Consider the following 13,438-nt stretch of genomic DNA (forward strand, 5'->3'; position numbering starts at 1 on the left):
CACGCTATGAGCGTTGGCACCGAATCGACGGCGGTCGATGTCCGGATCATGACCCGGGCCGAACTCGCCTTACGGGGCGTGTCGCTGGACGCGCCGGTACGGCGGCCGGACGGCGCCGGGCCAAGCGACGACGGTCACTTCGTGATCGGGCACGGCCCCGCCGACGGTGCCGGCGCCGCCCTTCCGAGGAACCCGGACAGCCCCTACTCCGTACGCGACGGACGGGTCTGGCTGGGCGAGGAGGACGGGACCCTCACCGACACGGGGCTGACCCTGACGCCGGTGCTGCGGCCCAAGTTCTACGACCTGACGACCGCCGACGGTGTGTCGTACGAGCGGATCGCCCGGCTGCACGGCAAGGACGTCCTCGCGACGACCGTCGTCCAGACCTGTATCCGCTACGCCGAGTCCGACCGCTGCCGCTTCTGCACCATCGAGGAGTCGCTGCGCGCGGACGCCACCATCGCGGCGAAGACCCCGGCGCAGCTCGCCGAGGTCGCCGAGGCCGCGGTGCGGCTCGACGGCATCCAGCAGATGGTCATGACGACCGGCACCACCACGGGCCCCGACCGGGGCGCCCGGGTCCTGGTCCGTTCGGTGCGGGCCGTACTGGCGGCCGTACCGGGGCTGCCCATCCAGGTGCAGTGCGAGCCACCAGGCGATCTCGCCTGGATCCGGGCGCTCCACGACGCGGGGGCGACGGCCATCGGCATCCATGTCGAGTCGCTCGACGACGAGGTGCGGCGGCGGTGGATGCCCGGCAAGTCGACGGTCCCGATGGCCGAGTACGAGGCGGCCTGGGACGAGGCGGTACGGGTCTTCGGGCCGAACCGGGTCTCCACGTACCTGCTGGTCGGTCTCGGTGAGAACCCCGATGAACTGATCGCGGGCGCGGGCTCGTTGATCGAGCGGGGCGTCTACCCGTTCGTGGTGCCGTTCCGTCCGATGAGCGGCACGCTCGCCGCCAGGGACGGGATACCCGCGCCCGGCGCCGAGCTGCTGCGGTACGTGACCGAGGGCGTCGCCGCAAAGCTGCGCGCCGCGGGCATGACCGGCGCCGACCAGGGTGCCGGCTGCGCGGCCTGCGGGGCGTGCAGTGTGCTGCGTTCGGCGGGTGGGTGATCGGCGTGTTCCTCGACGGATACGGTCTCGACGGCGCCCGGGGAGGCCCGGGGAGCGGCAAGGTCGACGGGGGGTGCGGGGTCGCGGCGGCCGGTCTGCCCCAGGACATCCTCGCCCTGCTCGGTGACCGCTCCACCCTGGCCAGGGATCCCGGGTTCCAGATCGAGGAGGCCGTGTCCGGGGGCGAGCTGGCGGCGTACCGGCGGTTGCGCCGGGCCGCCTTCGTCCACGAGCAGGGGCTCTTCGACGGCAACGACCTGGACGGCAGGGACGCCGATCCGCGCACCGTCGTCCTGGTGGCCCGGGACCGGGCCACCGGCACGGTGGTCGGCGGGGTACGGCTGGGCCCGGCCGGGGACGGCCCCGACATCGGCTGGTGGACGGGGGGCCGGCTGGTGGTCGCCCGGGGCGCGCGGGGCCCCCGGGGCATCGGCGCCGCGCTGGTCAGGGCCGCGTGCGCGCGGGCCGAGGCGGAGGGCGCGCTGCGCTTCGAGGCGACCGTGCAGACCCGTAACCAGCCGCTGTTCACCCGGCTCGGGTGGGAACGGATGCGGTCGGTCACGGTGGCCGGGGCGCCGCATGTGCTGATGCGGTGGCCGATCGGGCGGATCGCCGCCCGGACGGAGGCGACCAAGGCCGCGCTGGGCCCGCTGCTGGACGGAGTGCTCTCGGCGGGCGCCGGGTTCACCGGTGACGACGGCGCGCCGGTGCCGGGGACCGGGACGGTCGCCGCCTGTGACGCGATCGTGCCGTCGATGGTGGAGCGCGACCCGGAGTGGGCCGGCTGGTGCGCGGTGCTGGTCAACCTCAACGACCTCGCCGCGATGGGCGCTTCGCCGGTCGGGCTGCTCGACGCGCTGGGCGCGCAGGACGCGGTGCACGCCGCGCGGGTGATCTCCGGGCTGCGCAGGGCGGCCGAGGCGTACGGCGTGCCGGTGCTCGGCGGCCATACCCAACTGGGCGTGCCGGCCTCGCTGTCGGTGACGGCGCTCGGGGTGACGGGTTCGCCCGTACGGGGCGGCGGGGGGCGTCCCGGTCACGCGGTACGGCTGACGGCGGACCTCGGCGGGGGGTGGCGGCCGGGGTACGGGGGCGTGCAGTGGGATTCGACGACGCTGCGCCGTGGCGGGGAGCTACGCGCGATGATCGGCGCGGTGGCCGCCGCGCGGCCCGCCGCCGCCAAGGATGTGTCGATGGCGGGGATCGCCGGAACGCTCGGCATGCTCGCGGAGGCGAGCGGCTGCGCCGCCGTGCTCGATGTGGCGTCCGTGCCGCGCCCGTTCGGCGCGACGGTGGGCGACTGGCTGACCTGTTTCCCCGGCTTCGCGATGCTCACCGCGGACGAGCCGGGCGCGCCGCCGCTCTCCGCGGGGCCCGCCACGGGCGCCGTCTGCGGGGAGCTGCGGGCGGGAGAAGGCGTCGGGCTGCGTTGGCCCGACGGAGAAATCACGGAAGCGGTCACCGGCTCGGTGACCGGATTGGGGACCGCATGAGCGCCGACCGCACCATGAGCGGCGTGACGGGGGGAGGTGGCGCGGGCGTCCTGCGGATGGCCGCCGTCGCCGAGGAGTTCGGCCGGGATCTGGAGGAGGACTTCCGGATCGCCGGACGGCTGATCGAGGAGGCCCGCGAGGCGGGCGTACGGCTTCTCGCGCTGCCCGAGGCGTGTCTCGGCGGCTATCTGCTCAGCCTCGACGGGAACACCGCCGAGGGCGTGCCGGGGACCGACCCGGGGCCGCCCGCGCTGGCGCTGGACGGCCCGGAGATCCGCCGGCTGGCCTCGCTCGCCGGGGAGATGACGGTGGTCGCGGGGTACTGCGAGGACGCCGGGGACCGCCGTTACAACAGTGTGGTGTGTGTCAGCGGGGACGGGGTGCTGGGGAACCACCGCAAGGTGCACCAGCCGCTCAACGAGGACGACAGCTACTCCTCGGGCGACCGGTTCCACGCCTTCGACACGCCGGTCGGCCGGATCGGCATGCTGATCTGCTACGACAAGGCGTTCCCCGAGTCGTCGCGGGCGCTGGCGCTGGACGGCGCCGAGATCGCCGTCTGTGTCTCGGCGTGGCCGGGGGCGCGGACCCAGGCGGTCACGGATCTGGCGGAGGACCGCTGGAAGCGCCGGTTCGACCTCTTCGACCGGGCCCGCGCGCTGGAGAACCAGATCGTGTGGCTCTCCGCCAACCAGGCGGGCACCTTCGGTTCGCTGCGCTTCGTGGGCAGCGCCAAGGTGGTGGACCCGGGCGGCGAGGTTCTCGCCGCCACCGGGGTGGGGCCGGGGATGGCGGTCGCCGAACTCGATGTCGCGCGGGCGCTGGAGACGGCGCGCCGGGCCATGGGGCATCTGCGGGACCGGCGCCCCGAGACGTACTCGTACAGTCTGGATGTCGAGACCGCATGACCGCGGAGCCGCGCGCCGCGTGGTCCCGTCGGCATCAGGGACGATGAGGCGAGGATGAGCACGATCAGGATCGCGGCCGCCGCCGCTCATTTCGGCCGTGACCTGGAGTTCGACCTGGCGCGCGTCACCAAGATCATTCATGACGCGCGCCGGGAGGGGGTCGGCCTGCTCGTTCTGCCGGACGCCGCGCTCGGCGGTTATCTGGCCGATCTGCGCCACCCCGACCCGGACGCGCTGCCGCCCGCGCTCGACCCGGACGACCCGCTGATCCACCGGGTGGCCTCGGTCGCCGCCGAGATGGTGGTGTGTGTCGGGTACTGCGAGGACGGCGGGGACGCCCGGTACAACGCGGCCGTCTGTGTCAGCGGGGACGGGGTGCTCGGCCGGCACCGCAAGGTCCATCTGCCGGCCGGGGAGGTGGCCGCCTACGCGCCGGGCGACCGGTTCGACGCGTTCGACACGCCGGTTGGCCGGGTGGGCATGCTGATCGACTACGACAAGACGTTCCCCGAGTCGGCCAGGTCGCTGGCGCTGGACGGCGCGGAGATCGTCGCCTGTCTCTCGGCGTGGCCCACCAGTATCACCAACCGTGCGCCGCTGATGGCCCACGACCGGCAGGCGAAACTCTTCGACCTGTACGACCAGGCGCGGGCGGCCGAGAACCAGGTCGTCCTCGCCTCCTCCAACCAGACCGGCGCCCTGGGCGGTATGCGCTTCCTCGGCCAGGCGAAGGTGGTGGGTCCCGGTGGCGACATCCTCGCCCGTACCTGGTCCAAGGCCGGGCTCGCCGTCGCGGAGACCGACCCGGAAGCCGAACTCGACCGCGCCCGCCGGGTCCTGTACCACCTCGGCGAACGCCGACCCGCTGCCTACCGGGAGACCGCCCCGTGAAGATCGCCCTGCTCAGCTACTCGACCAAGCCGCGCGGCGGTGTCGTCCACACCCTGGCCCTCGCCGAGGCGCTGGCCGCCGCCGGGCAGGACGTCACCGTGTGGACGCTGGGGCGCGGCGGCGACGAGGGGTTCTACCGTCCGGTCGATCCGGAGGTGCGGCTGCGGATCGTACCGTTCGCCGACGGGCCCGCCGGGGAGAGTGTCGGGGAGCGGGTGCTGCGCTCGATCGACACTCTGCGGGAGGCGTTCACGGCGGAGGGCGCCGGGGCGTACGACATCGTGCACGCGCAGGACTGCATCAGCGCCAACGCGGTGGGCCGGTGTGTCCGGACGGTCCACCACATCGACCACTTCACCACCCCGGAGCTGGCCGCCTGCCATGAGCGCGCCATCGTGGAGCCGTACGCGCATGTCTGTGTCTCGCGGACGGTCGCCGACGAGCTCGCGGAGGGGTGGCGGCTCTCCGCCCGGGTGATCCCGAACGGGGTCGCCTACGAGCGTTTCGCGGCCACCGACCCGGCACTGCGGGCCCGTTGGGCGGAGCGGCTCGGCCCGTACGTGCTGACGGTCGGCGGGATCGAGCCCCGGAAGGGGTCGCTGGACCTGCTGGAGGCGTACGCGCTGCTGCGCGCCCGGCACCCCGGGGTGAAGCTGGTGGTCGCGGGCGGCGAGACGCTCTTCGACTACCGCGACTACCGGGCCCGTTGGGAGGAGCGCGCGGCGGAGCTGGCGGTCGAGCCGGTGGTCCTCGGGGCGGTGCCCGACGACGAGCTGCCCGCGCTGGTGGCGGCGGCCTCCGCCTTCGCCTTCCCCTCGGTCAAGGAGGGTTTCGGGCTCGCCGCGATGGAGGCGCTGGCCGCCGGGGTTCCGCTCGTCGTCCGTGATCTCCCGGTGCTGCGCGAGGTGTTCGGGGCGGCGGCACGCTTCGCGGACACCCCGGAACGGCTCGCCGTCGAGCTGGGCGATGCGCTCACGGCGGCGGAGCCGGAGCGGCGCGCGGCAGGCCGGGAGCTGGCGGCGCGCCACACCTGGGCGGAGGCGGCCCGGCTCCATATCGATCTCTACTCCGCTCTCCTCTGACCTCGGCTCCGGTCCGGACTCCGCTCCGTTCCGGACTCCTTGTGATCGGAACTTTCCTCTGATCGGAACTCCTCTTCCACAGGGTCTTGCGCTGGGGACGCGCACGCCCGACTCTATGTGGAAGTAATTTTCCGAAAACGACGCGGGGCGGCGCGGCAGCGGTCGCGCGCCCCGGTCGTACACCCACGAAAGGCCCTCGGATCCCGGGTTTTCCCTGTTCGTAACAGGTGGACTTCCGGCGGAAACGCATGCCCGGCCATAGTGGCGAATCGGAAATGTTCTTCCGTCAGACAGAACTTGACAGAAGCTCTGAACGGAGCTGGAGAGAGTGACTGTGCCGCACACGTCCCCGTCCCCGGTCCGGCGTATCGCCGGAACCCTGCGCACCTCACTGTTCGCCCAGGTCGCCCTGGCCCTGGTGCTGGGCGTCCTGCTGGGCCGGCTCTGGCCCGACGCCGGCACCGCGGTCCAGCCGCTCGGCGACGGCTTCATCCGGCTGATCAAAGCCGTCATCGCCCCGCTGGTCTTCTGTGTCGTCGTCTTCGGCATCGCCGGCGCGGGCGACCTCAAGGGCTTCGGCCGGATCGGCGTCAAGGCGCTGATCTGGTTCGAGGTCGCCACGACGGCCGCCCTGGTGCTGGGGCTGGTGGCGGCGAACCTGCTCGGCCCCGGCACCGGGATGAACATCGACCCGGCGACGCTCGACGCCGCCGCGGTGGACCAGAAGACGGGCGGCGGGTCGCTCCCCTCGACCGCCCAGTTCATCCTGGAGGCCATACCCGACAGCGCGATCGGCGCGTTCGCGAACAACGCGCTGCTCCAAGTGCTGGTGCTGGCCTGTCTCACCGGGGCCGCGGTGCTCCACCTCGGGAAGACGAAGGTCCCCGCGATCCTTCCGGCCATCGAGCAGGTGCAGCAGGTCGTCTTCGCGATCGTCGGTTTCATCATGCGGCTCGCGCCGCTGGCCGTCTTCGGCGCCACCGCGCATCTGGTCGGCGAGTACGGTCTGGGCGCGCTCACCACGTACGGGAAGCTGATCGCCGTCTGCTACGGGGTGGCGCTGCTCTTCCTGCTCCTGCTGTCGGTGGCGCTCCGGCTGGTCACCGGGCTGAGCCTGTGGAAGTTCGTGAAGTACACCCGGGAGGAGCTGCTGCTCGCGCTGGGCACCGCGTCCAGCGAGGCCGTCATGCCCCGCATGATGCAGAAGCTCAGGAAGGCCGGCTGCCGGGACGACGCGGTCGGGCTGGTGCTGCCCACCGGGTACTCGTTCAACCTCGACGGCGCCTCGATCTACCTGTCGATCGGTACGCTCTTCATCGCCCAGGCCGTGGGGGTCGACCTGACGCTGGGCCAGCAGGTCACGGTGGTCCTGGTGCTGATGCTGACCAGCAAGGGCATGGCGGGCGTACCGGGTTCGGCGTTCCTCGCCCTCTCGGCGACGGCCTCCGCGCTGGGGGTCATCCCGGCGGGCGCGGTGGCGCTGCTGCTCGGCGTGGACCGGATCATGGACTCGATGCGGGTCGCGACGAACCTGCTCGGCAACTGTGTGGCGGTCTTCGCGGTGTCGCGGTGGGAGAACGCGCTGGACGCGGAGAAGGCGAAGCGTGTGCTGGCGGGCGAGGAGCCGGCGGAGACCGGGGCGGGGGACGGGCCGGACGGGGCCGGGACGGCCTCCGGGGCCGCGCCCGGGGCGGGCGACGAGCCCGGCACCGTACCGGCTTCCGGCGCGGAAACCGCCCCGGAAGCCGCGCCCGACGGCGCCGGTGCGGCCGGCGCCGGTGCGGCCGGCGCCGGTCCGACCGGCACACCGTCGCCGTCGGGGGCCGCCCCGGTCACACCGGCACACCGTCACACCGACACCGCCGCCGGGACCCTCACCGAGTGAGCGGCCACCGCCCCGCCGGGCGGAGCGGCCGGCATACCGGTCACCGCCCCTCGTATCGCTCGATCTCGGCGACCTTGGCGTACGAGGGGCCGGCCGTGTCGAAGGTGTGGCCGAGCCATTCCCGGGCGAGCCGGCGGGCCAGTTCGATGCCGATGACGCGCTGCCCCAGGCAGAGGACCTGGGCGTTGTTGGAGAGGACCGAACGCTCCACCGAGTAGCTGTCGTGCGCGGTCACGGCCCGTACGCCCCGGACCTTGTTGGCGGCGATGGCCACCCCCAGCCCCGTACCGCAGACCAGGATCGCCCGGTCGGCCTCGCCCCGGGCGATCATCTCGGCGGCCCGGATGGCCACGGCCGGGTAGGGAGTGTGTCCCTCGGCGTCCACACCGACATCGGTGAGGTGGGCGACGGCCGGGTGGCCGTCGAGGTCGGCCTTGATGTGCTGTTTGTACGTGTGTCCCGCGTCGTCCGAGCCGACGACCAGGCGCCATGTCCGCATCTGAGGATCCGTTTCTTCGGGTCAGGAAGGCGTGGAGGAAGGGGTGATGGCAGCAGGGGCGGAAGAGGGGAGGGAGTCTCCGGCCACCCGGGCGAGGGCGGCGAGGGAGACCGCACCGGGGTCGGGGGTGCCCAGGGAGCGTTCGCCGTGGGTTCTGGCCCGGCCGAGGCGGGGCAGCAGCGTCGCGGTGGCGTCGGCGGCGGCGGTCGCGGCTGCCGCCGCCTTCGGCCAGGCGACGGCGAACGGCTCCCCCGCCGCCACCGCCCCGGCGAAGGTGTCGGCCAGCGGTACGAGCGCGTCGACCAGTGTCTTGTCGCCGACCGCCGCCTTGCCGAAGGCGGTGACCTCGGTGACCGCACGGCGCAGCCCGGCGGCCAGGTCGTGCCGGGTGGCCTCGCGTTCGTCGCCCAGCTCCCGCCCGATCGCCCGCAGGATGACCGCCCAGATCGCGCCGGAGGTCCCGCCCGCCCGGTCGGACCAGGCGCCGGCGGCATGGTCGAGCGTGGTGGCCGCCCCGGCGCCCCGCCCGGCCGCGGCCCCGGCGGCCCGCGCCGCCGCGCGGGTGCCGCGCCGCATCCCGGTGCCGTGGTCGCCGTCGCCCGCCACGGCGTCGATACGGCCCAGCTCCTCGGCCGAGGCGGCCATGGCGGTGTGGGCCTCCGCGAGCAGGGCGGCGATCAGGGCCGCGAGCCGGCGGGAGGCGTCGGACGACTCCGGGAGCGGCGCCGCCCCGTCCGCGCCCTCCGTGCCCTCCGCGCCGCCGGTTCCGTCGGCTCCGGCCGGCTGGTCCTGAGGAAGCGCGGCCGGCCGGAGCGCGGCGGTGTCGACGGTGCCGGTACGGAACGCGGGGGTCTCGGCCGGGGCCCGCCACAGCTCCTCCAGTTCGTCGTCGAGCCAGAGCAGGGTCAGCGAGACCCCGGCCATGTCGAAGCTGGTGCAGTACTCGCCGACCTGCGCGTCCGCGACCGTCACGCCCGCACCGCCGAGGAGTTCGGCGACCCGGCGGTAGACGACGTACAACTCCTCGTACTTCACCGAGCCGAGCCCGTTGAGCAGTGCCACCACCCGGGCGCCGTGGGCGCCGCCCTCCACCGGGGTCTCCGCCGGGTCGAGGAGGCGTTCGACGAGGAGTTCCGCGAGTCCGTCGGCGGTGGGCAGCTCCGCCTCGCCGATGCCCGGTTCGCCGTGGATGCCCAGGCCGATGGCCATCCGCCCCTCGGGGACCGTGAAGAGCGGGGCGGCGGCGCCCGGCAGCGTGCAGCCGGAGAAGGCGACGCCCAGGGAGCGGGTACGGGCGTTGGCGCGCCCCGCCAGCTCCTCGACCCCGTCGAGGTCGTGTCCGGCGGCCGCCGCCGCTCCGGCGATCTTGAAGACGGTGAAGTCCCCCGCGATACCGCGCCGTTGGTCCGTCCGGTCGGCGGGCGCGCTGAAGATGTCGTCGGTGACGCGCACGGTGCGGCAGTCGATTCCCTCGGCCCGCAGGGTGGCCTCGGCCGCGCCGAAGTGCAGGACGTCGCCCGCGTAGTTGCCGTACGAGAGGAGCACTCCCCGGCCCTGCGCCGCGGCGCGGGCGACCGAGAGGACCTGCTGTGCCGAGGGCGAGGAGAACGGGTTGCCCACCGCCGCGCCATGGGCCAGCCCCGGTCCTACGAGCCCCCCGAAGGCCGGGTAGTGCCCCGATCCGCCGCCGATGACCAGCGCCACCGTCGGCTCCGGGGCCCGGGTCGAGCGGACGACCCCGCCGGGCACCCGCCGTACCCAGCGGCCGTGGGCCGCGGCGAACCCCGCGAGCATCTCGTCGGGGAAGTCGTCGGGTGCGTTCCACAGTCGCGTCACGTACGTCGCATCTCCTTCTGGGGTCTTCCGCCGACCGGCTCCGGCGGTGGTGCCCGCCCGGCCCGTGTCCGATGTTTCGCCACCGTAACTGTTGACAAAAAAATGTCAACAGTTCTTACTTCTCGTCATGACCAACGGTGTTCAGGCCATCCTCGGCCGCAGCACACTCCGGGAACGGTGCACGGCTTTCGTCCGGGACCGGATCATCTCCGGCGCGCTCCGCCCCGGTGAGCACATCGTCGAGGCGGCCCTCAGCGAGGAGCTGGGGGTCAGTCGCGGCACCCTCCGGGAGTCCCTGCGGCTGCTGGAGGCGGAAGGGCTCGTCGTGGGCGACGGGCGGGGGCATCTGCTCGTCCGGGAGCTCTCCGCCCAGGAGATCGTCGAGGTCTTCGAGGTCCGCGAAGCCCTCGAAGTGCTCGCGGCGACCAAGCTGGCGCTGCGCGCCGACCGCGCCGACTCCGCCGCCGAACTGCGCCGGGTGCTGGAGCCGTTGAGGCGTCCCGGGCTCTCCTTCGGCGAGCAGATCGCGCTCGACCTGGCCTTCCACGCGGCGCTCTGCCGGCTCACCGGCAGCGCCACACTCGCCACCGTCTGGGGCCGGCTGATCGGCCAGATCGAGATGATCATCATCGCGGCCGGACCCGCCAGGGCCTCAGGACGGATGCGGTACGACGACCATGTCGCGATCGCGGAGGCGATCGGGACCGGCGACCCCGCCCATGTGGCCGCCACCGTCTCGGCGCACATGGGCGACTTCGCCCGCCGTTACGTGGACGACGCGCGGGCCGCTCCACCCCCGGCGGCCGGGGAGGCCCCGGCGGCCCCCTCCGCCCCCTCCGGCTCCACTGACTCCTCTGACTCCTCCGGCTCCACTGACTCCTCTGACTCCTCCGCCTCCACTGACTCCTCCGCCTCCCCTCACGACCGAGAGACTGGATGACTCGTGCCGCTATCCCCCCAACTCTCCTGCTCCACCATCACCTTCCGGGGTTACGAACTGCCCCGGGCGCTCGACACCGTCGCCGCGCTGGGCTTCCGCCAGGTCGACCTGGGCGCGCTGGCGGGCCTCTGTGAACACGTACCGCCGACCGGGAGCGCGGCGGCCCTGGCCACGGTCGCGCGGCAGGTGCGCGCGGCGGGCCTGCCGGTCACCAGCGTCAACGCCGACCCCGGCTCGTTCAACACGGCGGGCGCCGCGCCGGAGGTACGGGACGCGATCCTCCGGCTGCTCGACTTCTGCGCGGAGTCGGGGAGCCCCCGTCTGGTCCTCACCTGCGGGGAGCCCGAGCAGAGCGGGGAACCGCCGGCCGAGCAGATACGGCGGGTGGCCGACGGGCTCAACTCCGTCGCCGACCGGGCCGGTGCGGCGGGGGTCGCCCTGACCGTCGAGGCGCCCCACTATCTGCGGCTGGTCAACACCCTCGCGCGGACCGCCGAGTTGATGGCGGGGCTGGCGCCCGGCATCAGCCAGGTCTGGGACGTCTCGCATGTACGGGCGGCGGGCGAGGACCCCGCCGAGGTGTTCCCCCGCTTCGCGGAGCGCGTCTCGGTGGTCCATCTGCGGGACGCCGTCCCCGGGGACATCGGCCGGCCGATGGGGCAGGGCGAGGTGGACTTCGGCCGGGTGCTCGCCGGTGCGGCGGCGGCCGGGTTCACGGGCCCGCTTGTCCTGGAGCTGGAGACCCACGACACACCGTTCGCCACGAAGGAGGAGGAAGTGCGTTCCGCCCTGCGCCATCTCGGCGCCGTATCGCCCTCGACCGTCGGGGAGGCGCGGTGAACGTCGCGTTCGTCGGTGTGGGCGCCATGGGGCTGCCGATGGCCCGCCGGGTGCTGGCCCGCCATCCGGTGACCGTCTTCGACCCGGACCAGGGCCGGACCGGCGAACTGGTCGCCGAGGGCGCGCGGTCCGCCGCGAGCCCGGCCGACGCGGTACGGGGCGCGGACGCGGTCGTCGTGATGGTGGCCACGCCCGCCCAGCTCGACGCGGCGCTCTTCGGCCCGGACGGGGTCCATGAGGGGCTGGCGCCCGGCACCACCGTCGTCATCATGAGTTCGGTCGGTGTGGAGAGTGTGGTGACGGCGGCCCGGCGGCTCGAAGCCCTGGATGTACGGGTGGTCGACGCGCCGGTCACCGGCGGCGCCGTCCGCGCCGTGAGCGGCGAACTCACCGTGCTCGCCGGTGCCGCCCCCGAGGTCCTCGCCCCCGTACTGCCGCTGCTGGAGCTGTTCTCCGCGCGGATCGCCCGCTGCGGTGAGCGGGTCGGCGACGGACAGGCCGTGAAACTCGTCAACCAGCTCCTCTGTTCCGTCCATCTGGCGGCGGCGGGCGAGGCGCTGCACTTCGCGCGCGCCCTCGGGCTCGACCCGGCCACCGTGCTCGCCACCATCGAGACCGGGGCCGCCGCCTCGTTCATGCTCAGCGACCGCGGGCCGCGCATGCTCGGCGAGACCGCCCCGCCGGTGCTGAGCGCCATCGACATCTTCGTCAAGGACTCGTCCCTCGTGCTCGAAGCGGCGCGCGAGGCGGGCGCCCCGACCCCGCTCACCGAGCAGGCCGCCGGCCTGTTCTCCCGCGCGGCCCGTCAGGGGCTGGGCCGGATCGACGACTCCGGCGTCATCGCCATGTTCCAGCAGGACCAGAAGGAGCCGCAGAGATGAAGTACCGCAAGATCGGCGCCAGTGGGCTCGAAGTCTCGGCCGTCACCCTCGGCTGTATGAGCTACGGCGACCCCGGCCGGGGCGCGCACGGCTGGACCCTCCCCGAGGAGGCCGGCCGTACGTTCATCCGGCGCGCCCTGGAGCTGGGCATCACCACCTTCGACACCGCGAACATCTACTCCCTCGGCCACAGCGAGGAGATCCTCGGCCGCTGCATCCGCGAGTTCGCCCGCCGGGAGGAGGTCGTCATCGCGACCAAGGTCCACGGGGTGATGCGGCCGGGTCCCAACGGGGGCGGGCTCTCCCGCCGCCACATCATGGAGCAGATCGACGCGAGCCTGCGCCGGCTGGGGACGGACCATGTCGACCTCTACCAGATCCACCGGTGGGACCCCACCGTCCCGGTCGAGGAGACCATGGAGGCGCTCCACGATGTCGTCAAGGCGGGCAAGGCCCGCTACCTCGGGGCCTCCTCGATGCACGCCTGGCAGTTCGCCAAGGCCCAGTACACCGCGCGGCTCCACGGCTGGACCCCGTTCATCGCGATGCAGAGCCAGTACAACCTCCTGACCCGGGAGGACGAACGGGAGCTGCACCCCATGTGCGAGGACATGGGGGTCGGGCTGCTGCCCTGGTCCCCGCTGGCCCGGGGGAAGCTCGCCCGGCCGTGGGACACCGGCAGCGACCGGATCAAGACCGACCCGCTGGGCAAAACGCTGTACCAGCAGGCCGAGGCGGAGGACCGGAAGATCAGCGACCGGGTCGCCGAGATCGCCGGGGCCCGGGGGGCCACCCGCGCGCAGGTCGCGCTCGCCTGGCTGCTGCACCGCCCCGCCGTCGCCTCGCCGATCGTCGGCGCGACCCGCCCCCACCACCTCGACGACGCCGTCGCCGCGGTCGAACTCGCCCTGGACGCCGACGAGACGGCCTCCCTCGAAGAGTGCTACGTCCCGCACCGGATGGAAGGTTTCTGATCCCCCACCGGACCCTCCCCCCCTTCGCGCCGCCCTCCCCCACGTCCTCCCGCACTCCCCCGCACCCCCCTTTCAACGGAGAAAGGC

At 73.6% G+C, this 13,438-nt stretch carries 12 protein-coding genes; 10 read left to right on the plus strand and 2 right to left on the minus strand.

Features of this window, described 5'->3' with window-relative positions; all coding sequences use genetic code 11:
• The first annotated feature begins 6 nt into the window (after window positions 1-6).
• From AB0O07_RS10075 to AB0O07_RS10100, 6 genes are all read left to right on the plus strand, one after another.
• Window positions 7-1,122, plus strand: coding sequence for an MSMEG_0568 family radical SAM protein (locus AB0O07_RS10075; RefSeq protein WP_365629855.1), 1,116 nt, complete (start codon window positions 7-9; stop codon window positions 1,120-1,122).
• Window positions 1,119-2,615, plus strand: coding sequence for an MSMEG_0567/sll0787 family protein (locus AB0O07_RS10080; RefSeq protein ID WP_365629858.1), 1,497 nt, complete (start codon window positions 1,119-1,121; stop codon window positions 2,613-2,615). The genes AB0O07_RS10075 and AB0O07_RS10080 overlap by 4 nt, the downstream gene beginning before the upstream one ends.
• Window positions 2,612-3,523, plus strand: a complete 912-nt coding sequence (locus AB0O07_RS10085; protein ID WP_365629861.1) for a carbon-nitrogen hydrolase family protein — start codon at window positions 2,612-2,614, stop codon at window positions 3,521-3,523. Before AB0O07_RS10080 ends, AB0O07_RS10085 begins: the two co-directional genes overlap by 4 nt.
• 54 nt (window positions 3,524-3,577) lie before the next feature.
• Window positions 3,578-4,414, plus strand: a complete 837-nt coding sequence (locus AB0O07_RS10090; protein WP_365629864.1) for a carbon-nitrogen hydrolase family protein — start codon at window positions 3,578-3,580, stop codon at window positions 4,412-4,414.
• Window positions 4,411-5,496 (plus strand): MSMEG_0565 family glycosyltransferase, encoded by a 1,086-nt coding sequence (locus AB0O07_RS10095; protein WP_365629867.1) that lies wholly within the window; start codon window positions 4,411-4,413, stop codon window positions 5,494-5,496. The genes AB0O07_RS10090 and AB0O07_RS10095 overlap by 4 nt, the downstream gene beginning before the upstream one ends.
• Before the next feature lie 334 nt (window positions 5,497-5,830).
• Window positions 5,831-7,381 (plus strand): cation:dicarboxylase symporter family transporter, encoded by a 1,551-nt coding sequence (locus AB0O07_RS10100; protein ID WP_365630359.1) that lies wholly within the window; start codon window positions 5,831-5,833, stop codon window positions 7,379-7,381.
• A gap of 40 nt (window positions 7,382-7,421) precedes the next feature.
• Here AB0O07_RS10100 and AB0O07_RS10105 read toward each other — a convergent pair whose 3' ends face one another.
• On the minus strand, window positions 7,422-7,880 hold the full coding sequence (locus AB0O07_RS10105; RefSeq protein WP_365629870.1) for a ribose-5-phosphate isomerase: 459 nt from the start codon (window positions 7,878-7,880) through the stop codon (window positions 7,422-7,424).
• Window positions 7,881-7,901: 21 nt separating this feature from the next.
• Window positions 7,902-9,716, minus strand: coding sequence for a dihydroxyacetone kinase family protein (locus AB0O07_RS10110; RefSeq protein WP_365629873.1), 1,815 nt, complete (start codon window positions 9,714-9,716; stop codon window positions 7,902-7,904).
• A gap of 127 nt (window positions 9,717-9,843) precedes the next feature.
• Between AB0O07_RS10110 and AB0O07_RS10115 the strand changes: the two genes are divergently transcribed.
• From AB0O07_RS10115 to AB0O07_RS10130, 4 genes are read left to right on the plus strand one after another with little or no spacing between them, the layout of a single operon-like run.
• Entirely contained in the window at window positions 9,844-10,656 is an 813-nt protein-coding gene (locus AB0O07_RS10115; protein ID WP_365629876.1) for a GntR family transcriptional regulator, read from the plus strand.
• 3 nt (window positions 10,657-10,659) lie between these two features.
• Entirely contained in the window at window positions 10,660-11,496 is an 837-nt protein-coding gene (locus tag AB0O07_RS10120; protein ID WP_365629879.1) for a sugar phosphate isomerase/epimerase, read from the plus strand.
• Window positions 11,493-12,377, plus strand: a complete 885-nt coding sequence (locus tag AB0O07_RS10125; protein ID WP_365629882.1) for an NAD(P)-dependent oxidoreductase — start codon at window positions 11,493-11,495, stop codon at window positions 12,375-12,377. The genes AB0O07_RS10120 and AB0O07_RS10125 overlap by 4 nt, the downstream gene beginning before the upstream one ends.
• On the plus strand, window positions 12,374-13,351 hold the full coding sequence (locus AB0O07_RS10130; protein WP_365629885.1) for an aldo/keto reductase: 978 nt from the start codon (window positions 12,374-12,376) through the stop codon (window positions 13,349-13,351). The genes AB0O07_RS10125 and AB0O07_RS10130 overlap by 4 nt, the downstream gene beginning before the upstream one ends.
• Window positions 13,352-13,438 lie beyond the last annotated feature (87 nt).

The organism is Streptomyces sp. NPDC093085, assembly GCF_040683935.1.
Lineage (GTDB): Bacteria > Actinomycetota > Actinomycetes > Streptomycetales > Streptomycetaceae > Streptomyces.

Excerpts from the sequence above, each read along its gene's own strand:
- AB0O07_RS10075 (WP_365629855.1), top strand. The coding sequence starts at position 7 with ATGAGCGTTGGCACCGAATCGACGGCGGTCGATGTCCGGATCATGACC.
- AB0O07_RS10085 (WP_365629861.1), top strand. The coding sequence starts at position 2,612 with ATGAGCGCCGACCGCACCATGAGCGGCGTGACGGGGGGAGGTGGCGCG.
- AB0O07_RS10090 (WP_365629864.1), top strand. The coding sequence starts at position 3,578 with ATGAGCACGATCAGGATCGCGGCCGCCGCCGCTCATTTCGGCCGTGAC.
- AB0O07_RS10105 (WP_365629870.1), bottom strand. The coding sequence starts at position 7,880 with ATGCGGACATGGCGCCTGGTCGTCGGCTCGGACGACGCGGGACACACG.
- AB0O07_RS10115 (WP_365629876.1), top strand. The coding sequence starts at position 9,844 with ATGACCAACGGTGTTCAGGCCATCCTCGGCCGCAGCACACTCCGGGAA.
- AB0O07_RS10130 (WP_365629885.1), top strand. The coding sequence starts at position 12,374 with ATGAAGTACCGCAAGATCGGCGCCAGTGGGCTCGAAGTCTCGGCCGTC.